The sequence below is a fragment of the Pseudomonas sp. SWRI81 genome, assembly GCF_014268545.1.
Classification (GTDB): Bacteria; Pseudomonadota; Gammaproteobacteria; order Pseudomonadales; family Pseudomonadaceae; genus Aquipseudomonas; species Aquipseudomonas hamedanensis.
Genome location: NZ_JABWQS010000008.1, coordinates 153,415 through 174,687, shown reverse-complemented (window position 1 = coordinate 174,687; position 21,273 = coordinate 153,415). Strand labels below are relative to the sequence as shown.

The 21,273-nt window shown below is 61.2% G+C and carries 16 protein-coding genes; 15 read left to right on the top strand and 1 reads right to left on the bottom strand.

What is annotated here, in order from left to right; all coding sequences use genetic code 11:
• Positions 1 to 89: 89 nt before the first annotated feature.
• Positions 90 to 1,454: a formimidoylglutamate deiminase gene (locus HU765_RS08035; protein WP_186619661.1), complete on the bottom strand. Its 1,365-nt coding sequence runs from the start codon at positions 1,452 to 1,454 to the stop codon at positions 90 to 92.
• A 146-nt stretch (positions 1,455 to 1,600) separates the two neighbouring features.
• Here HU765_RS08035 and hutC point away from each other — a divergent pair, with 146 nt between their 5' ends.
• From hutC to mdoH, 15 genes are all read left to right on the top strand, one after another.
• Positions 1,601 to 2,311, top strand: a complete 711-nt coding sequence (gene hutC, locus HU765_RS08030; protein ID WP_163013658.1) for a histidine utilization repressor — start codon at positions 1,601 to 1,603, stop codon at positions 2,309 to 2,311.
• Complete coding sequence (locus tag HU765_RS08025) at positions 2,308 to 2,880, top strand: HutD family protein (protein WP_186619660.1); 573 nt, start codon at positions 2,308 to 2,310, stop codon at positions 2,878 to 2,880. Before hutC ends, HU765_RS08025 begins: the two co-directional genes overlap by 4 nt.
• A 474-nt stretch (positions 2,881 to 3,354) precedes the next feature.
• Complete coding sequence (gene hutU / locus HU765_RS08020) at positions 3,355 to 5,046, top strand: urocanate hydratase (RefSeq protein ID WP_186619659.1); 1,692 nt, start codon at positions 3,355 to 3,357, stop codon at positions 5,044 to 5,046.
• A gap of 163 nt (positions 5,047 to 5,209) precedes the next feature.
• Positions 5,210 to 6,682 (top strand): cytosine permease, encoded by a 1,473-nt coding sequence (locus tag HU765_RS08015; protein ID WP_186619658.1) that lies wholly within the window; start codon positions 5,210 to 5,212, stop codon positions 6,680 to 6,682.
• 69 nt (positions 6,683 to 6,751) lie between these two features.
• Positions 6,752 to 7,720 (top strand): ABC transporter substrate-binding protein, encoded by a 969-nt coding sequence (locus HU765_RS08010; protein WP_186619657.1) that lies wholly within the window; start codon positions 6,752 to 6,754, stop codon positions 7,718 to 7,720.
• A 70-nt stretch (positions 7,721 to 7,790) separates the two neighbouring features.
• Complete coding sequence (locus HU765_RS08005; protein ID WP_186552111.1) at positions 7,791 to 8,642, top strand: proline/glycine betaine ABC transporter permease; 852 nt, start codon at positions 7,791 to 7,793, stop codon at positions 8,640 to 8,642.
• Entirely contained in the window at positions 8,639 to 9,469 is an 831-nt protein-coding gene (locus HU765_RS08000) for a glycine betaine/L-proline ABC transporter ATP-binding protein (RefSeq protein ID WP_186619656.1), read from the top strand. The genes HU765_RS08005 and HU765_RS08000 overlap by 4 nt, the downstream gene beginning before the upstream one ends.
• A gap of 184 nt (positions 9,470 to 9,653) precedes the next feature.
• Positions 9,654 to 11,177 (top strand): histidine ammonia-lyase, encoded by a 1,524-nt coding sequence (hutH, locus tag HU765_RS07995; RefSeq protein ID WP_186619655.1) that lies wholly within the window; start codon positions 9,654 to 9,656, stop codon positions 11,175 to 11,177.
• A 129-nt stretch (positions 11,178 to 11,306) separates the two neighbouring features.
• A complete protein-coding gene (gene hutH, locus HU765_RS07990) occupies positions 11,307 to 12,854 on the top strand; it encodes a histidine ammonia-lyase (RefSeq protein WP_186619654.1) in 1,548 nt (515 codons plus the stop codon).
• A gap of 18 nt (positions 12,855 to 12,872) precedes the next feature.
• The gene (gene hutI / locus HU765_RS07985; RefSeq protein WP_186619653.1) at positions 12,873 to 14,078 is read left to right on the top strand and encodes an imidazolonepropionase; all 1,206 of its coding nucleotides are present in this window, start codon (positions 12,873 to 12,875) and stop codon (positions 14,076 to 14,078) included.
• 10 nt (positions 14,079 to 14,088) lie between these two features.
• On the top strand, positions 14,089 to 14,892 hold the full coding sequence (gene hutG, locus HU765_RS07980) for an N-formylglutamate deformylase (protein WP_186619652.1): 804 nt from the start codon (positions 14,089 to 14,091) through the stop codon (positions 14,890 to 14,892).
• A 243-nt stretch (positions 14,893 to 15,135) separates the two neighbouring features.
• Positions 15,136 to 16,107 (top strand): prolyl aminopeptidase, encoded by a 972-nt coding sequence (gene pip / locus HU765_RS07975; RefSeq protein ID WP_073471584.1) that lies wholly within the window; start codon positions 15,136 to 15,138, stop codon positions 16,105 to 16,107.
• Positions 16,104 to 16,541, top strand: coding sequence for a D-aminoacyl-tRNA deacylase (dtd, locus tag HU765_RS07970; protein ID WP_186619651.1), 438 nt, complete (start codon positions 16,104 to 16,106; stop codon positions 16,539 to 16,541). Before pip ends, dtd begins: the two co-directional genes overlap by 4 nt.
• Positions 16,542 to 16,890: 349 nt before the next feature.
• Positions 16,891 to 18,675: a glucan biosynthesis protein G gene (locus HU765_RS07965; protein ID WP_186619650.1), complete on the top strand. Its 1,785-nt coding sequence runs from the start codon at positions 16,891 to 16,893 to the stop codon at positions 18,673 to 18,675.
• Entirely contained in the window at positions 18,668 to 21,238 is a 2,571-nt protein-coding gene (gene mdoH, locus HU765_RS07960; protein WP_186552161.1) for a glucans biosynthesis glucosyltransferase MdoH, read from the top strand. The genes HU765_RS07965 and mdoH overlap by 8 nt, the downstream gene beginning before the upstream one ends.
• Positions 21,239 to 21,273 lie beyond the last annotated feature (35 nt).

Sequence of the window (21,273 nt, the reverse complement as noted above, 5' to 3'; positions counted from 1 at the left end):
TTGCTCGCGAAAGCGGTGGGTCAGTCGCCAAATCCGTTGACTGACACGCCCTCTTCGCGAGCAAGCCCGCTCCCACAGTTTATTTTGCGCTAGCCTAAAAGATCGCGCAGGACCTGGGTGAAGGCCCGCGCGCTGTCTTCTTCACCGGCATGCCGGCCATCGCGCACCACCCACTGACCATTGACCAGCACATCGCGCACCTGGCGATCGCCGCCGGCAAATAACCAGCGATTAAGAATCCCGTCACCCGAGGCCGTCGCCAGATACGGATCTTTGCCATCGAGCACGATCCAGTCCGCACGTTTGCCCACTTCCAGTGCCCCGATCGGCTGCCCCAACGCCTGCGCGCCACCGTCCAGCGCGGCGTCGTACAGCGTGCGCCCAACCATCGGCTGATCCGCGCCATACAAGCGATTGCGTCGTTGATCGCGCAAGCGCTGGCCGTATTCCAGCCAACGCAGTTCCTCTACCACACTGAGCGATACATGGCTGTCGGAGCCAATGCCCATGCGCCCGCCCTGCGCGAGGAAATCCACTGCCGGGAAAATCCCGTCGCCCAGATTCGCTTCGGTGGTCAGGCACAGACCGGCGATGGCGCGACTCTTGGCCATCAGCGTGACTTCTTCCGGATTGGCGTGGGTCGCATGGACCAGGCACCAGCGCTGATCGACTTCGGTGTTCTCAAACAGCCATTGCAGCGGACGACGACCGCTCCAGCTCAGGCAGTCGTCGACTTCCTTTTGCTGTTCGGCGATGTGGATGTGCACCGGGCATTGTTTGTCGCTGGCGGCGAGCACTTCGCTGATCTGCTGCGGTGTCACCGCGCGCAACGAGTGGAAACACAGCCCCAGCGATTGCGCCTTTTTCTGCGCCAGTAATGGCTGCAGGCGCGATTGCAGGTTCAGGTAGTTTTCCGTGCTGTTGATGAAACGGCGCTGGCCGTCGTTCGGGGGCTGACCGCCAAAACCGGAGTGGCTGTAAAGCACCGGCAGCAGGGTCAGGCCGATGCCGCTTTCACTGGCGGCGTGGCTGATACGCAAGGCCAGTTCCGCCGGATCGGCGTACGGCTGGCCGTTGCTGTCATGGTGCACATAGTGAAATTCGGCGACCGAGGTGTAACCGGCCTTGAGCATTTCGATGTACAACTGCCGGGCGATGACGCCGAGCTGATCGGGGCTGATTTTTCCGACGAGGCGATACATCAAATCGCGCCAGGTCCAGAAACTGTCGTTCGGATTGCCGGCCACTTCGGCCAGACCCGCCATTGCCCTTTGAAAGGCGTGGGAATGCAGATTGGGCATTCCCGGCAGCAACGGCCCGCTCAGCCGTTCGGCGCCATCTGCAGTGGAATCGGCCTGGATGCGGGTCAGCAGGCCTTCGGCGCTGACCTCGAGACGTACATTGTTGGCCCATCCGTTAGGCAGCAGCGCGCGTTCGGCAAAGAAAGCGGACATGGTTCAGCACCCCATCGTGTGTTATTTGTATATACATATACAGACGTTTGCCTGCCCGGTAAACTCCGGCAAGCTAGTCACTTTCATCCAATGAACAGGGATCAACCGTGCCGACTCCGCCTCCAGTCTCTCCGTTGGCCGCGAACATGGGCGACAGTCCGGCGCCCTTGTACGCCCGCGTCAAACAGATGATCACCCAGCAGATCGACAGCGGTAACTGGCCGCCGCACTACCGCGTGCCATCCGAGAGCGAGTTGGTCAATCAACTCGGTTTCAGCCGCATGACCATCAACCGTGCCCTGCGCGAAATGACCGCCGACGGTCTGCTGGTACGCATGCAGGGCGTCGGCACGTTTGTCGCCGAGCCGAAGAGCCAGTCCGCGCTGTTCGAAGTGCACAACATCGCCGACGAAATCGCCTCGCGCGGCCACCGTCACACCTGCCAGGTCATCACGCTGGAAGAAGAGGCCGCCGGTTCCGAGCGCGCACTGGCGCTGGACATGCGCGAAGGGCAGAAAGTGTTTCACTCGTTGATCGTGCATTACGAAAACGACATTCCCGTGCAAATCGAAGACCGTTTCGTCAACGCACTGGTCGCCCCGGAATACCTCAAGCAGGACTTCACCCTGCAAACTCCTTATGCCTATCTGAACCAGGTGGCGCCGCTGACCGAAGGCGAACATGTGGTCGAGGCGATCCTCGCCGAACCGTCCGAGTGCAAATTGCTGCAAATTGAAAAAGGCGAGCCGTGCCTGTTGATTCGCCGGCGTACCTGGTCGGGGCGCCAGCCGGTGACGGCGGCGCGTTTGATCCATCCGGGTTCGCGTCATCGTCTGGAAGGGCGGTTCCATAAATGAAATATGAAGTGAAGGTTCTCCGCGCCGAGGGCTACCCGCGCATGCCGTGGAAAAATGGCGGCGGCAGCACTGAAGAAATCAGCCGCGACGCGGGTGCCGGCCTGGACGGTTTCGGCTGGCGGCTGTCGATTGCCGACATCGCCGAATCGGGCGGTTTTTCGACCTTCGCCGGCTACCAGCGAGTGATCACCGTGTTACAGGGTGACGGCATGACCCTGTGTGTCGACGGTGACGATACCCGTCCACTGTTACCCCTCGACCCGTTCGCCTTCAGTGGCGAAAGCCAGGTGTCGTGCACCTTGCTCGGCGGTGCGATTCGCGACTTCAATCTGATTTATGCGCCGCAACGTTACAGCGCGCGGTTGCAGTGGCTGGATGGCGAGCAACGGTTTTTCAGTTCGGCGGGGACGGTACTGGTGTTCAGTATCAGTGAGCTGATGGACGTGCGTGTTGGCGACGGTGTTTCGCAGCTCGGTCGGCATGATTGCCTGCAACTGGACGGCAACAGCGGGCTGGTCGACGTCTCCACCCACGCCGCATGCTGCGTGATCGAACTCCTCAAAAACTGACTACTCCCTGTGGTGAGGGGATTTATCCCCGTTGGGCTGCGCAGCAGACCGCTTTTTTTAATCAAGAATGGGGCCGCTTCGCGAGCCAGCGGGGATAAATCCCCTCGCCACAAAAGTCATCCCACTGTTGTTTCTCACCGCGCACCAACTTGTTACCGAACGCCCCAGCGTGGCGCAATACCACGCTCTCGCAGCCAATCCCAACCTCCCAAAAATACTCGCGAAGAAAATTTCATTCACGCCAGGACCCTTGATTCAGGCGTTCTCCAGCCTCGTTCGCAATTTTTCTTGAACAGCCCTTCAGCAAGTTGGCCGCTTGATTGCATATGCTTGTATGTACAAGTAAAGACGTATGCGTATGAGTCGCTCGAGACTCTCCGCAGCGTCCACTGATTCGCTTGTCGCGCATTGATGCGCGCAGGCTGCTGCCCACTGCCAGGGTTGGTTTGAATTGATCGCTGAGGAGTCTTTTTCGTGACTGACAATACCCGGAAAACCACAAAGTATCGCGACGTCGAAATCCGTGCTGCACGCGGTAACACGCTGACCGCCAAGAGCTGGCTGACCGAAGCGCCGCTGCGCATGCTGATGAACAACCTCGACCCGGAAGTCGCCGAGAACCCTAAAGAGCTGGTGGTCTACGGTGGCATCGGTCGCGCCGCGCGCAACTGGGAATGCTACGACAAGATCGTCGAGAGCCTGACTAACCTGAACGACGACGAAACCCTGCTGGTGCAATCGGGCAAGCCGGTCGGTGTGTTCAAAACCCACAGCAACGCGCCGCGCGTACTGATTGCCAACTCCAACCTGGTGCCGCACTGGGCAAGCTGGGAACACTTCAACGAACTCGACGCCAAAGGCCTGGCCATGTACGGCCAGATGACCGCCGGCAGCTGGATCTACATCGGCAGCCAAGGCATCGTCCAGGGCACCTACGAAACCTTCGTCGAAGCCGGTCGCCAGCATTACAGCGCTGACCTTAAAGGTCGCTGGGTGCTGACAGCAGGCCTCGGCGGCATGGGCGGCGCACAACCGTTGGCCGCCACCCTGGCCGGCGCCTGCTCGCTGAACATCGAATGCCAGCAGGTCAGCATCGATTTCCGCCTGAAAAGCCGTTACGTCGATGAGCAAGCCAAAGACCTCGACGACGCCCTGGCGCGCATCGACAAATACACCAAAGAAGGCAAAGCCATTTCGATTGCCCTGCTCGGCAACGCAGCGGAAATCCTCCCGGAGCTGGTCAAGCGCGGCGTGCGTCCGGACATGGTCACCGACCAGACCAGCGCCCACGACCCGCTCAACGGTTACTTGCCGGCCGGCTGGAGCTGGGACGAATACCGCGCCCGCGCCAAGACCGAACCGGCCGCGGTGATCAAGGCTGCCAAGCAGTCGATGGCCGTGCACGTCAAAGCCATGCTGGAATTCCAGAAGCAAGGCATCCCGACCTTCGATTACGGCAACAACATTCGTCAGATGGCTCAGGAAGAGGGCGTCGAAAACGCCTTTGATTTCCCAGGCTTCGTGCCGGCCTACATCCGTCCGCTGTTCTGCCGTGGCATCGGCCCGTTCCGTTGGGCGGCGTTGTCGGGTGATCCGCAAGACATCTACAAGACCGACGCCAAGGTCAAAGAGCTGATCCCCGACGACGCGCATCTGCACAACTGGCTGGACATGGCCCGCGAGCGCATCAGCTTCCAGGGTCTGCCGGCGCGTATCTGCTGGGTCGGTCTGGGCTTGCGCGCCAAGCTGGGTCTGGCCTTCAACGAAATGGTCCGCAGCGGCGAGTTGTCGGCGCCGATCGTGATCGGTCGCGACCACCTCGACTCCGGCTCGGTCGCAAGTCCTAACCGCGAAACCGAATCGATGCAGGACGGCTCCGACGCCGTGTCCGACTGGCCATTGCTCAATGCGCTGCTCAACACCGCGAGCGGTGCGACCTGGGTGTCCTTGCACCACGGCGGCGGTGTCGGCATGGGCTTCTCGCAGCATTCGGGGATGGTGATCGTCTGCGACGGTACCGATGAAGCGGCCGAGCGCATCGCGCGCGTGTTGCATAACGATCCGGCAACCGGCGTCATGCGCCATGCCGATGCCGGTTACCAGATCGCAATCGACTGCGCGAAAGAGCAGGGGCTGAATCTGCCGATGATCACCGGCAGCAAGTAACACGCTTTTGCTTTATGTGGGAGCGAGCTTGCTCGCGAAAGCAATCTTTCAGCCAGCAAAGATGTTGAATGTGCTGGCCTCTTCGCGAGCAAGCTCGCTCCCACAGAAAAGCAGCTCCACCGAAGCTCAGTGAACCCGAATAACAATCCACAGAGGTTGAATCATGGCGGTTAACCACGATCGTGCAGGCAGCAAACCGTTGATCGAAAGGCGTTCGATCGATTACATCCCGGAAGCGGAAAGACACGGTCGTCTGTTCAGCCAGTTCACCCTCTGGATGGGCGCCAACCTGCAGATCACCGCGATTGTCACCGGGGCCTTGGCCGTGGTGCTCGGCGGTGATGTGTTCTGGTCGTTGATCGGTCTGCTGATCGGGCAACTGCTCGGCGGTGGCGTGATGGCGCTGCATGCGGCGCAAGGGCCGAAACTGGGCTTGCCGCAGATGATTTCCAGTCGTGTGCAGTTCGGCGTTTACGGCGCGGCGATTCCCATCGTGCTGGTGTGCCTGATGTACCTGGGCTTCACCGCCACCGGTACGGTGCTGTCCGGGCAGGCGCTGGGTCAGTTGTTCAACGTCAGCGACAGCGTTGGCATTCTGATTTTTGCCAGCGTGATCGTGCTGGTGACGGTGCTCGGTTATCGCGTGATCCACTGGATCGGCCGCGTCGCCAGTGTCATTGGCGTGATCGCCTTCGTGTTCCTGTTCTGGCGGCTGATGAGCCAGACCGACGTGGGCGCACTGCTGCAAATTCGCCACTTCAGTTGGAGCAGTTTCCTCCTCGCGGTGTCGCTCGCCGCCTCTTGGCAGATTGCTTTTGGGCCTTACGTCGCTGACTACTCCCGTTACCTGCCGAGCAATACGTCGACGGTCAAAACCTTCTTTGCCGCCGGTGCAGGTTCGGTGGTGGGCGCTCAGGTTGCGATGATTCTCGGGGTGTTTGCCGCGGCCTCGGCCAACGGTCAATTCGCCGGTCATGAAGTGGCCTACATCGTCGGTCTGGGCGGCACCGGCGCCACCGCTGCGCTGCTGTATTTCAGCATCGCGTTCGGCAAGGTCACCATTTCGACGCTGAACTCCTACGGCAGCTTCATGTGCATCGCGACCATCATCAGTGGTTTTCGCGGCCACTTGCAGGTCACGCGTTTGCAGCGGCTGGTGTTCGTGCTGTTTATCGTCGGCGCGGCAACCTTGATTGCCTTGCTCGGCCAGCATTCGTTCCTTGGTGCGTTCAAGTCATTCATCCTGTTCCTGCTCGCGTTCTTCACGCCGTGGAGCGCGATCAACCTGGTGGACTACTACTGCATTACCCGCGAGCGCTATGACGTGCCGGCGCTGGCCGATCCGAACGGTCGCTACGGCCGCTGGAACCTGCTGGGTATCGGCGTCTATGTGTTCGGCGTGCTGGTGCAGCTGCCGTTCATCTCGACCAAGTTCTATACCGGGCCGCTGGTGGCTGCCCTCGGTGACGTGGACATTTCCTGGATCATCGGTCTGGTGCTGCCCGCTGCCGTCTATTACGTCTGCGCAAAAAAATGGCACAGCGCAGTGCCCGATTACCTGATTCTGCCGATCGAGCAGAACAGCGTTGTACAACCTAAAACAAGCGGGGCCGGTCGCGCTGCGGCGCAGGCCTGAATTGGACGTGGACAGGCTGGATGCCTCTTGACTGCCGTAAGCCCATTCATGATTAGGAGCGTCACAACAATGAAATCGAACAAGACCCTGCTGACCACACTGCTGTCCATGGGCCTGTTGGTCAGTGCCGGCGCGACCCAGGCTGCCGGCTGGTGCGAATCGGGCAAACCGGTGAAATTCGCCGGCCTGAACTGGGAAAGCGGCATGCTGCTGACCGACGTCATGCAAGTGGTGCTGGAAAAAGGCTACGGCTGCAAGACCGACAGCCTGCCGGGCAATTCCATCACCATGGAAAACGCCCTGAGCAGCAACGACATTCAAGTGTTCGCCGAAGAGTGGGTCGGCCGCAGCGAGGTCTGGAACAAGGCCGAGAAGGCCGGCAAGGTCGTCGGTGTCGGCGCGCCGGTGGTGGGTGCAATCGAAGGCTGGTATGTGCCGCGCTACGTGATCGAAGGCGACGCCAGGCGCAAGCTGGAACCGAAAGCGCCGGACCTGAAAAACATCGCTGACCTGGGCAAATACGCCGCCGTGTTCAAGGACGCCGAAGAGCCGTCCAAGGGCCGTTTCTACAATTGCCCGGCCGGCTGGACCTGCGAACTCGACAACAGCGAAATGCTGAAAAGCTATGGCCTGGAAAACAGCTACACCAACTTCCGTCCGGGCACCGGACCTGCGCTGGATGCAGCCGTGCTGTCGAGCTACAAGCGTGGCGAGCCGATCCTGTTTTATTACTGGTCGCCAACCCCGCTGATGGGGCAGGTGGATCTGGTCAAGCTTGAGGAAAAACCCGGCGTCGACAAAACCGTGAGCATCAAGGTCGGCCTGTCGAAAACTTTCCATGACGAAGCGCCGGAACTGGTCGCCGTGCTGGAAAAGGTCAACCTGCCGATCGACCTGCTCAACCAGAACCTGGGGCGCATGGCCAAGGAGCGCATCGAGTCGCCAAAACTGGCGAAAATCTTTCTCAAGGAACATCCTGAAGTCTGGCACGCATGGGTGAGCGAAGACGCAGCCAAAAAGATCGACGCGGCCTTGTAGGTCGAGCCATTCCGGCTGCCGCCACCGGCAGCCGGACGCTTGATCGCAACCCCTTGATTGAGAGTCTCTTATGTTTCCCGAAAGCTTTACCTTTTCCATCGCCGACTGGGTCAACGGTTGGGTCGATTCGCTGGTCACCAACTACGGCGATGTGTTCCGCCACATCTCCGACACCCTGCTCTGGGCCATCGTCAACCTCGAAGGTCTGCTGCGCGCGGCGCCGTGGTGGTTGATGCTGGCGATCGTCGGTGTCGTCGCCTGGCACGCCACGCGCAAAGTGGTAACGACGGCCGTCATCGTCGGTCTGTTGTTCCTCGTCGGCGCGGTCGGCCTGTGGGACAAGCTCATGCAGACCCTGGCGCTGATGATGGTGGCGACGCTCATCTCAGTGCTGATCGGTATTCCGCTGGGGATTCTCTCGGCCCGCAGCAATCGCCTGCGTTCGGTGTTGATGCCGCTGCTCGACATCATGCAGACCATGCCCAGTTTCGTGTACCTGATTCCGGTGCTGATGCTGTTCGGCCTGGGCAAGGTCCCGGCGATTTTCGCCACCGTGATCTACGCCGCGCCGCCGCTGATTCGCCTGACCGACCTCGGTATTCGCCAGGTCGACGGTGAAGTGATGGAGGCGATCAACGCTTTCGGCGCCAACCGCTGGCAGCAACTGTTCGGCGTGCAACTGCCGCTGGCCCTGCCGAGCATCATGGCCGGGATCAACCAGACCACCATGATGGCCCTGTCGATGGTGGTGATCGCCTCGATGATCGGTGCCCGTGGCCTGGGCGAAGATGTGCTGGTGGGCATTCAGACCCTTAACGTCGGACGTGGTCTTGAGGCCGGTCTGGCGATCGTGATTCTCGCAGTGGTCATCGACCGCATTACCCAGGCGTACGGTCGGCCACGGCACGAGGTGAGCAAATGATTAACGCAACCGTGAGCAAGATCGAAGTCAAAAACGTCTTCAAGATTTTCGGCAACCGCGCCAAGGATGCGCTGGCCATGGTCGGTCAGGGCAAGACCAAGGATCAGGTACTGAACGAAACCGGTTGCGTGGTCGGGGTCAACGACCTGTCGCTGAGCATCGGCACCGGCGAGATCTTCGTGATCATGGGCCTGTCCGGCTCGGGCAAATCCACCTTGGTGCGCCACTTCAATCGCCTGATTGACCCGACCAGCGGGGCGATCCTCGTCGACGGCGTGGACATCCTGCAATACGACATGGACGCCCTGCGCGAATTTCGCCGGCACAAGATCAGCATGGTGTTCCAGAGCTTTGGCCTGCTGCCGCACAAGAGCGTGCTCCACAACGTCGCCTACGGCCTGAAAGTGCGCGGCGAGAGCAAGCAGATGTGCGCCGAACGCGCGCTCCACTGGATCAACACCGTGGGCCTCAAAGGTTACGAAAACAAATACCCGCACCAGCTCTCTGGCGGCATGCGTCAGCGTGTCGGCCTCGCCCGGGCATTGGCGGCGGACACCGACATCATCCTGATGGACGAAGCGTTCAGTGCGCTGGATCCGTTGATCCGCGCCGAGATGCAGGACCAGTTGCTGGACCTGCAAAAGACCCTGCACAAGACCATCGTCTTCATCACCCACGACCTCGACGAAGCCGTGCGCATCGGCAATCGCATTGCGATTCTCAAGGATGGCCGGTTGATTCAGGTCGGTACGCCGAGAGAGATCCTGCATTCGCCGGCGGACGAGTATGTCGACCGGTTTGTGCAGCGGCGGGCGGCGGTGGTCTGAGACTGAGTTGCCTTTGTGGCGAGGGGATTTATCCCCGTTGGGTGGCGAAGCCGCCCCAAACAATGCCCCCAAATCTGTCAGACAGACCGCGGTGGCTGGTTTTACGACTGCTTCGCAGCCGAACGGGGATAAATCCCCTCGCCACAGGGTTACCTGCATCAACAGAATTGGTATGAGGTTAAAGATGTCCCAGGCTGAAAAAATCGTGATCACCGGTGCCCACCTGCGTTGGCAGGACGTGGTCGCTGTCGCCCGTCATGGCGCGCGGCTGGAGCTGTCCAGCGAGACTTGGGCGCGTATCGAAAACGCCCAAGGCATCGTCCAGCGCATTGTCGCCAGCGGTGAGCGCGCCTACGGCGTCAACACCGGCCTGGGTGGTTTGTCTAACGTCTCCCTGCAAGATGAACAACTCAGCCAGCTCTCGCGCAACACTCTGCTCAGCCATGCCTGCGGTGTCGGCCCGGTCCTCAGCAACGAGCAAACCCGCGCGATCATCTGCGCTGCGATCCACAACTACAGCCACGGCAAATCCGGCCTGCATCGGCGAGTCGTTGAAGGACTGCTGGCGCTGCTCAATCGCGGCATCACCCCGCAGGTGCCGTCGCAGGGTTCGGTGGGTTATCTGACCCACATGGCGCACATCGGCATTGCGCTGCTCGGCGTCGGCAATGTCAGCTATCGCGGGCAGATCGTGCCAGCGCAACAGGCGCTGGCCGAGGAGGGCCTGCAACCTGTGCCGCTCGGGGCGAAGGATGGTTTGTGCCTGGTCAACGGCACGCCGTGCATGACCGGCCTCAGCTGCCTGGCCATCGCCGACGCAACACGGCTGCTGCAATGGGCCGATGTCATCGGTGCGATGAGCTTCGAAGCCCAGCGTGGTCAGATCGATGCGTTCGATGCCGAGATCATCGCGCTGAAAGCGCATCCGGGCATGCAGCAGGTCGGCGCCAATTTGCGTGCGCTGCTTGAGGGCAGCGAAGTGATCGCTTCGAGCAAGGGCATTCGCACCCAGGATGCGTTGAGCATTCGTTCGATCCCGCAGGTGCACGGCGCCGCGCGAGATCAACTGGAACATGCGATCAAACAGGTCGAAACCGAACTCAACGGCTGCACCGACAACCCGCTGCTGCTCGGCACGCCGGACAACTTCCGGGTCATGTCGCAAGCCAACCCGCACGGGCAGTCGGTGGCGATGGCGGCGGACCTGCTGGCGATTGCCATGGCCGAAATCGGCTCGATTGCCGAGCGCCGCCTCGATCGCCTGGTCAACCCGCACGTCAGCGGACTGCCGGCGTTTCTGGTGGCCAATCCGGGAGTCAACTCGGGGATGATGATCGTGCAATACGTCGCGGCGTCGCTATGCGCGGAAAACCGGCAATTGGCGCAACCGGCGGTCCTCGACAATTACATCACCTCGGGCCTGCAGGAAGACCACCTGAGCATGGGCACCAACGCCGCGCTGAAGCTGCATCGCGCGCTGGAAAACTGCACACAGATCCTCGCCATCGAATATCTGCTCGCAGCGCAGGCGCTGGAATTTCTCAAGGAACAACGCTTCGGCGCCGGCACCGATGTCGCTTGGCGCCTGCTGCGCGAAACGGTGCCGGCCTACGATCAGGATCGCTGGCTGGCGCCGGACATCGCCGCTGCGGCGAGCGTGTTGAAAGCGCCGAATGTGCTGCACAGCGTTTTACCGAATTTGCACTGACAACTACCCCTGCCAGCGTGCCAAGGCGCGGATCGTTCAAAAGACGAGAGGCGACGGATAACGGAATGCTCCGGAGCGACTGGCAGTTTCTCTTTATTCAAGAGACGAACTCACAAAAGGAGCACATTAATGACTGCGCTGAACCTGATCCCCGGCCAACTGAGCCTGGCCCAACTGCGTGACGTCTACCAGAACCCGGTCACGTTGACCCTCGACAACAGCGCCAGCGCGCAGATCGAAGCCAGCGTCGCCTGCGTCGAGCAGATCCTTGCCGAAAACCGCACTGCCTACGGCATCAACACCGGTTTCGGCCTGCTGGCCTCGACGCGCATCGCCAGCGAAGACCTGGAAAACCTCCAGCGCTCGCTGGTGCTGTCGCACGCAGCCGGTGTCGGCCAGCCGATCAGCGATGAGCTGGTGCGGCTGATCATGGTGCTCAAGGTCAACAGTCTCAGCCGTGGGTTCTCCGGGATTCGCCGTCTGGTGATCGACGCGCTGATTGCGCTGATCAATGCCGAGGTTTACCCGCACATTCCACTGAAAGGTTCGGTGGGTGCATCGGGCGATCTCGCGCCATTGGCGCACATGTCGCTGGTGCTGCTGGGCGAGGGCAAGGCACGCTACAAGGGCGAGTGGATGGAAGCGACCGAGGCGCTGAAAATCGCTGGCCTGACGCCGTTGACGTTGGCAGCGAAGGAAGGCCTGGCGCTGCTTAACGGCACTCAGGTTTCTACAGCATTTGCGCTGCGCGGATTGTTTGAAGGTGAGGACCTGTTTGCCGGTGCACTGGCGCTCGGCAGTCTCACCGTTGAAGCCGTGCTGGGTTCGCGCTCGCCGTTCGATGCGCGCATCCACGCCGCCCGCGGTCAGAAGGGCCAGATCGACGCCGCTGCGGCTTATCGCGATCTGCTCGGTGAGCGCAGCGAAGTGTCCGCTTCGCACCAGAACTGCGACAAGGTTCAGGACCCGTACTCGCTGCGCTGCCAGCCGCAAGTCATGGGCGCGTGCCTGACGCAGTTCCGTCAGGCTGCTGAAGTGCTGGCGATCGAGGCCAACGCGGTGTCGGATAACCCGCTGGTGTTTGCCGCCGAGGGCGATGTGATTTCCGGCGGCAACTTCCACGCCGAACCGGTGGCGATGGCCGCTGACAACATGGCCCTGGCCATCGCCGAAATCGGCTCGCTGAGCGAACGGCGGATATCGCTGATGATGGACAAACACATGTCGCAACTGCCGCCGTTCCTCGTTGCCAATGGCGGTGTGAACTCCGGTTTCATGATTGCCCAGGTGACGGCGGCGGCGCTGGCCAGCGAGAACAAGGCGCTGTCCCATCCGCATTCGGTCGACAGCCTGCCGACCTCGGCCAACCAGGAAGACCACGTGTCGATGGCCCCGGCGGCGGGCAAGCGTCTGTGGGAAATGGCTGAAAACACCCGCGGGATTCTTGCGGTGGAATGGCTCGCGGCGGCGCAGGGCCTGGATCTGCGCAACGGCCTGAAGACCTCGCCGAAACTGGAACAGGCGCGGGCGATCTTGCGCAAGGAAGTGGCGTTTTACGAGAAGGACCGGTTCTTCGCCCCGGACATCAATGCAGCGACCGAGTTGCTGGCTTCGCGGTGTTTGACTGAGCTGGTTCCGGCGAAGCTTCTGCCGAGCCTGCTCGCGAAACGATTTTGAACAAGACGAGGACCTGGGATGAAAACCCTCTGGCAACACTGCCACGTCGCAACCATGGCCAACGGCGCCTATTCGATCATCGAGGATGCCGCGATCGTGACGTCCGGCGCGCTGATCGAGTGGATTGGCCCGCGCACTCAGTTGCCGTCCGGCGAATACCCGGCGGTCAATGATCTGCAAGGCGCCTGGGTCACTCCTGGCCTGATCGACTGCCACACCCACACGGTGTTCGGCGGCAATCGCAGCGGTGAGTTCGAAAAGCGCCTGCAAGGCGTCAGCTATGCCGAGATCGCAGCGCAGGGTGGCGGCATCGCCAGCACCGTGCGCGCCACTCGCGAAGCCACTGAAGACGAGCTGTTCGCCAGCGCCGCCAAACGTCTGAAAAGCCTGATGCGCGATGGCGTGACCACCGTGGAAATGAAGTCTGGCTACGGTCTCGATCTGGCCAATGAGCGCAAGATTCTGCGAGTCATCCGTCGCCTGGCCGAAGCGCTGCCGATCAGCGTACGCAGCACTTGCCTGGCGGCGCACGCCTTGCCGCCGGAGTACAAGGACCGCGCCGACGATTACATCGATCTGGTCTGCGATCAGATGCTGCCGGCCCTTGCCGCTGAAGGTCTGGTCGATGCCGTGGATGCGTTCTGCGAATACCTGGCGTTCTCGCCGGCGCAGGTCGAGCGGGTATTCGTCGCCGCACAACGACTCGGTCTGCCCGTGAAGCTGCATGCCGAGCAACTCTCCTCGTTGCACGGTTCCAGCCTCGCCGCGCGTTATCAAGCCTTGTCCGCCGATCATCTGGAGTTCATGGACGAGGACGACGCCATCGCCATGGCCGCCGCCGACACCGTCGCGGTCCTGCTGCCGGGCGCGTTCTACTTTCTGCGCGAGACGCAGTTGCCGCCGATGGGCGCCCTGCGCAAGCACAAAGTGAAGATTGCCATCGCCAGCGACCTCAACCCCGGCACCTCGCCGGCGCTGTCGTTGCGCCTGATGCTGAACATGGCCTGCACCTGTTTTCGCATGACCCCGGAAGAAGCCCTCGCCGGCGCAACGATTCATGCCGCGCAAGCGCTGGGCATGGCCGCCAGCCACGGCTCGCTGGAGGCCGGCAAGGTCGCCGATTTCGTCGCCTGGCAAATCGACCGGCCGGCGGATCTGGCCTACTGGCTCGGCGGTGATCTGGACAAGCGCGTCGTGCGTCACGGCGTTGAATCAAATCTGTAGGAGAGCGGTTGTGGACAAGGTTCTGAATTTCAAACAAGGCCGCGTGCCGCTGCTGATCAGCATGCCGCACGCAGGCGTGCGTCTGACCCCGGCGGTCGAGTCCGGGTTGATCCCGGCGGCGAAAAGCCTGCCGGACACTGACTGGCACATTCCGCAGCTCTACGATTTTGCTGAAGAACTGGGCGCCAGCACCCTGGCTGCGGAATATTCGCGCTTCGTCATTGATCTCAACCGGCCGTCCGACGACAAGCCGTTGTACGCCGGGGCGACCACCGGTTTGTATCCTGCGACGTTGTTCGACGGCATTCCGTTGTTCCAGCAAGGTCTGGAGCCGTCGGATGAAGAGCGGGCGACGTATCTGCAACAAATCTGGACGCCGTACCACCGCACCTTGCAGGAGGAGCTGGCGCGGCTGAAAGCCGAGTTCGGCTACGCGCTGCTGTTCGACGCGCACTCGATCCGTTCGATCATCCCGCATCTGTTCGACGGTAAACTGCCGGACTTCAACCTCGGCACGTTCAATGGCGCCAGTTGCGATCCGCAGTTGGCCTCGCAACTGGAAGCAATCTGCGCCCGCCATGATCAGTTCAGTCATGTGCTGAACGGTCGCTTCAAGGGCGGCCACATCACCCGGCAATACGGCAACCCGGCGCAGAACGTCCACGCCGTGCAACTGGAACTGTGTCAATCCACTTACATGGAAGAGTTCGAACCGTTCCGCTACCGCGCCGACCTGGCCGAACCGACGCGGGTGGTGCTCAGGGAATTGCTGCAGGGTTATCTGGCCTGGGCAAAATCTCACTACAGCGCATAACCCCCTTGTGGGAGCGGGCTTGCTCGCGAAGGCGTTCGTTCAGCCAGCATCCATGCCGAATGACACACCGCTTTCGCGAGCAGGCTCGCTCCCACAGGATCGCGTTCGACCGGTGAGGCTAATGGCTGACAAACGGCGATAGCGCACAGGCATGCTCATTGACGCAAATCGGGTTTATGATGCCCAACGGCAGAATAATAGAAGTCCCCTCAGGGATGACCTCGACCCCTTACGGAGCGCGCAATGCAGACTTTGTTTCCGCAGATCAAACCTCACGCCCGGCACGATCTGGCTGTCGATGACACCCATACACTGTATGTCGATGAAAGCGGCTCGCCGGAGGGTCTGCCGGTGGTGTTCATCCACGGTGGCCCCGGGGCTGGCTGCGACGCGCAGAGCCGGCGCTATTTCGATCCGAACCTGTATCGCATTGTTACCTTCGACCAGCGCGGTTGCGGTCGCTCCACCCCGCATGCCAGCCTGGAAAACAACACCACTTGGGATCTGGTCGAAGATCTTGAGCGCATCCGCAAGCACCTGGGCATCGAAAAATGGGTGCTGTTCGGCGGCTCGTGGGGTTCGACCCTGGCGCTGGCCTACGCGCAGACCCATCCGGAACGCGTCCATGGCCTGATCCTGCGTGGGATCTTTCTCTGCCGTCCGCAGGAAATCGAGTGGTTCTACCAGGCCGGCGCCAGCCGCCTGTTTCCCGATTACTGGCAGGACTACATCGCGCCGATCCCGCTGGACGAGCGCGACGACCTGCTCAACGCTTTCCATAAACGCCTGACCGGTAATGACCAGATCGCCCAGATGCACGCGGCCAAAGCCTGGTCGACGTGGGAAGGGCGTACCGCGACCCTGCGGCCGAACCCGCTGGTGGTCGATCGTTTCTCCGAGCCGCAGCGCGCGCTGTCGATCGCGCGGATCGAATGTCACTACTTCACCAACAATGCTTTCCTTGAGCCGAACCAGTTGATCCGCGACATGGGCAAGATCGCTCACTTGCCCGGCGTGATCATTCATGGTCGCTACGACGTGATCTGCCCGCTCGACAACGCCTGGGAATTGCATCAGGCCTGGCCCAACAGCGAATTGCAGGTGATTCGCGACGCCGGGCACGCGGCATCCGAACCGGGCATCACCGATGCGTTGGTGCGTGCCGCGAGCAAAATGGCTCAGCGCCTGCTCGACCTGCCACTCGAAGAAGCATGAAGGCGCTGTTACAGCGCGTACGTGGTGCGCGGGTTGAAGTGGCCGGCGAAGTGGTTGGCGCGATCGATCAGGGGTTGCTGGTGCTGGTGGCGGTCGAACCCGACGACACGCGTACCAGCGCCGACAAACTTCTGCATAAACTGCTTAACTATCGGGTATTCGGTGACGCCGAAGGCAAGATGAATCTGTCGCTGACGGAGGTGAGCGGCGGATTGCTGCTGGTCTCTCAGTTCACCCTCGCCGCCGACACCAAAAGCGGCCTGCGGCCAAGCTTTTCGACAGCGGCGCCACCGGCCTTGGGCGAAGAATTGTTCGACTATCTGTTGAGCCTGGCGAAACAGGTGCATGGCACTGTGGCATCAGGTAGATTCGGCGCCGATATGCAGGTGCATCTGGTCAACGATGGTCCCGTTACGTTTTTGTTACAGACCTGACAGTGGCTGAAACACCTTTTTCGGAAATTTCGACGTTTTCAGGCTGTTTTCGCGATAAATACTTTGTTACCCCTGATGCGTTGTCATCCGGGCTACTAGATAATCGCGCGCTGCGGGGATCGACATTCGTTGATCCGTTTTGGCTTAGGTAGAGACTTGTCTGGATCCGATTGGGGAATCATTTTGCCCCGGCGGAGTCGGAACATTGCTCGCCAACTTGGCAAGGGTGCGCTGGAAGGTCGGTTGTTCACAGCCGAAAACCCCACAGGCACTTCATCTGGCCGTTGGTTTATTGATCTGTTTTCGGCGAGGGTTGCTCGTGATTGTTAGTCCCTGTAATGCAGCAAAAATGTCTGCCAAACGCATGCGAAGTGCTCTGGTAGCGGGTTCGGCGCTCCTGTGCCTGCTCAGCGCCGGTCAGCTTTGGGCGTTCAATCTTGACGACGTATCGGCCAAGGCTAAAGAGCTGGCCGGGCAGAAGTTCGAAGCCCCGCGCAGCAACCTGCCGAACGAATTCCGCGAAATGAAGTTTGCGGACTATCAGAAAATTCGCTTCCTCACCGAGAAAGCCGAGTGGGCGGACAAGAAGACGCCATTCAAACTGTCTTTCTATCACCAGGGTATGCACTTCGATACACCGGTGAAAATCAACGAAATCACGACGAACACCGTCGAAGAGATCAAATACGATCCGACCCGCTTTGATTTCGGCGACCTGAAATTCGATCCGAAAGCCACCGAACAACTGGGTTACGCCGGTTTCCGTGTGCTGTACCCGATCAACAAGGCCGACAAGCAAGACGAAATCATGACCATGCTCGGCGCGAGTTATTTCCGCGTTGTCGGCAAGGGCCACACCTACGGGCTGTCGGCCCGTGGTCTGGCAATCGATACCGCGCTGCCGTCGGGCGAGGAATTCCCGCGTTTCCGCGAATTCTGGATCCAACAGCCGAGGCCGGGCGACAAGCACCTGGTGATCTTTGCCCTGCTCGATTCGCCGCGCGCCACCGGTGCCTACCGACTGACCCTGCGTCCGGGCAGCGACACCATTGTCGACGTCAAGGCGCAAATGTTCCTGCGTGACAAGGTCGGCAAACTGGGCATCGCGCCGCTGACCAGCATGTTCCTGTTCGGCGCCAACCAGCCGTCGAAAGTTCTTAACTACCGCCGTGAGCTGCACGACTCCAGCGGTCTGTCGATCCATGCCGGCAACGGCGAGTGGATCTGGCGCCCACTGAACAACCCGAAACACTTGGCCGTGAGCAACTTCAGCGTCGAAAACCCGCGTGGTTTCGGTCTGCTGCAACGTGGCCGCGACTTCAGCCATTACGAAGACCTCGACGACCGCTACGACAAGCGCCCAAGCGCCTGGATCGAGCCGAAAGGCGATTGGGGCAAGGGCACCGTCGATCTGGTAGAGATTCCTACCGCCGACGAAACCAACGACAACATCGTTGCGTTCTGGAGCCCGGAAAAAATGCCGGAGCCGGGCCAGCCGCTGGACTTCGCCTACCGCATGCACTGGACCATGGACGAAGCCGCGCTGCACGCGCCGGACAGCGCCTGGGTGGCGCAGACCCTGCGTTCGACCGGAGACGTCAAACAGTCGAACCTGATTCGTCAACCCGATGGCAGCGTGGCCTACCTGGTCGACTTCGAAGGTCCATCGCTGGCCGCGCTGGCACCGGATGCCGACGTGCGCAGTCAGGTCAGCGTCGGCGACAACGCCGAGCTGGTCGAGAACAGCGTGCGCTACAACCCGGAAACCAAGGGCTGGCGCCTGACCCTGCGGATGAAGATCAAGGACGCGAGCAAGGCGACCGAGATGCGCGCCGCGCTGGTTCAGCCGATCGTCACCGCGGATCTGACCAAATCGTCGCTGCCGGCCTCCAACTCGTCGGTCGCCAAGGCTGACAAGGTCGCCGCCAAGCAACAGGAAAAACTCGACAAGGAAGCCAAGGCCGCCGAAGCCAAACAGGCCGAAGCCAAGCCAGCCGCAGATGCCAAGGAAAAGGCCAACAAAGACGCCAAGCAGCCAGTCGCTGCCGACGCGGCCCCAGCCACACCGGAATCGGCGCCGACTGAAGAAGTCCTGACCGAGACCTGGAGCTATCAGTTGCCTGCCGATGAGTAACTCTCAAGTACAGCCAGAGACTCTGTCCGAGTATCTGGCGCATCTGCCGATGACCGACGAGCAGCGCGCGGAACTCGCGGGCTGCCAGTCGTTCAGCGAGTTGCATGAACGCCTGTCATCTTCGACGTTCGACGATCCTGCCGAAGCCGCTCAGGCTTCGGTGGGCAAGCGCTTGACCCTGAGCACCGCCGAAGAACTTGCCGACGCAGAAATGTTGGTGCTCGACGCCAGCGGCCGGGTCAGCATGAAGGCTACGCCGCCGATCCGTCGGACCAAGGTTGTGCCGGAGCCATGGCGCACCAATATTCTGGTGCGCGGCTGGCGCCGCCTGACCGGCCGGACCAATCCGCCGCAGCCGCCGAAAGACGCCAACGTGTTGCCGGCCGCGCGCTGGCGCACGGTCGGCTCGATCCGTCGCTACATTCTGTTGCTGCTGATGCTCGGCCAGACCATCGTCGCCGGCTGGTACATGAAAGGCATCATGCCGTACCAGGGCTGGTCGTTCGTCGATCTGGAAGAAGTCCTGCATCAACCGCTGCTGCAAACCGCCACGCAAGTGCTGCCGTATGCGCTGCAAACCAGCATCCTGATTCTCTTCGGAATTCTGTTCTGCTGGGTCTCGGCCGGTTTCTGGACCGCGTTGATGGGCTTCCTCGAGTTGCTCACTGGTCACGATAAATATCGTATCTCCGGCAAAAGCGCCGGCAACGAGCCGATCCCGAAAGACGCACGCACCGCGCTGGTAATGCCGATCTGCAACGAAGACGTGCCGCGTGTGTTCGCCGGTCTGCGTGCGACGTTCGAATCGGTTGCGGCCACCGGTGACCTGGATCGCTTCGACTTCTTCGTCCTCAGCGACAGTAACGACACCGACATCTGCGTCGCCGAGCAACAGGCCTGGCTGGACGTCTGCCGCGAAGCCAAGGGCTTCGGCAAGATCTTCTATCGCCGTCGCCGTCGCCGGGTCAAACGCAAGAGCGGCAACCTTGACGACTTCTGCCGTCGTTGGGGCGGTGACTACAAGTATATGGTGGTACTCGACGCCGACTCGGTGATGAGCGGCGAATGCCTGACCAGTCTGGTGCGCCTGATGGAAGCCACCCCGGACGCCGGGATTATCCAGACCGCGCCGCGGGCGTCGGGCATGGACACTCTGTATGCGCGCATGCAGCAGTTCGCGACCCGTGTGTACGGCCCGCTGTTCACCGCCGGTCTGCACTTCTGGCAGTTGGGTGAATCCCACTACTGGGGACACAACGCGATCATTCGCATGAAGCCGTTCATCGACCACTGCGCCCTGGCGCCGTTGCCGGGCAAAGGTGCGTTCTCCGGTGCAATCCTCTCCCACGACTTCGTTGAAGCGGCGCTGATGCGCCGTGCCGGCTGGGGCGTGTGGATTGCCTACGACCTGCCGGGCAGTTACGAAGAGCTGCCGCCGAACCTGCTCGACGAACTCAAGCGTGACCGTCGCTGGTGCCACGGCAACCTGATGAACTTCCGCCTGTTCCTGGTCAAGGGCATGCACCCGGTGCACCGCGCAGTGTTCCTGACCGGCGTGATGTCCTACCTGTCGGCGCCGCTGTGGTTCTTCTTCCTGGTGTTGTCGACGGCGCTGCTGGCGGTGAACACGCTGATGGAGCCGCAGTACTTCCTCGAACCGCGTCAGCTCTATCCGTTGTGGCCACAATGGCATCCGGACAAAGCGATCGCGCTGTTTTCGACGACCATCGTGCTGCTGTTCCTGCCGAAGCTGTTGAGCATCATCCTGATCTGGGCCAAGGGCGCGAAAGAGTTCGGTGGCAAGTTCAAGGTGACCCTGTCGATGCTGCTGGAGATGCTGTTCTCCATGTTGCTGGCGCCGGTGCGGATGATTTTCCATACCCGTTTCGTTCTGGCCGCGTTCCTCGGCTGGGCGGCAACCTGGAATTCGCCGCAGCGTGACGACGACTCGACGCCGTGGAGCGAAGCGGTCAAGCGTCACGGCCCGCAGACCCTGCTGGGCTTCTTCTGGGCGCTGCTGGTGATCTGGCTGAACCCGAGCTTCCTGTGGTGGCTGGTGCCGATCGTCGGTTCGCTGATGCTGTCGATCCCGGTGTCGGTGATTTCCAGCCGTGTCGGCCTGGGCCTCAAGACCCGCGACGAGAGCCTGTTCCTCATTCCCGAGGAATACAATCCGCCGCAAGCCTTGCTGGCAACCGATCAGTACACCCACGAAAACCGTTGGCACGCACTGAACGACGGCTTCGTTCGCGCAGTGGTCGATCCGCAGCAGAACGCCTTGGCGTGCTCGCTGGCGACCTCCCGTCACGGTCAGGCCGAACCGATCGAGTGGCTGCGTCAGGAGCGTGTGCGGCACGCGATCAAGGTCGGCCCGGCCGGGCTGAACAACCATGATCGCCTGCAACTGCTCAGCGACCCGGTGGCGTTGGCGCGTCTGCACGAGCAAGTCTGGGCCGAAGGTCACGCCGAGTGGCTGGACGCCTGGCGCGCTTCGGTGAAAGCCGATCCGCATGCACCGTTGCTGCCGTTGCGACCGGTGAGCCTGCAGGCTCAACCGGCATAAATAGAGAAGCCCCGCACATGCGGGGCTTTTTTTTA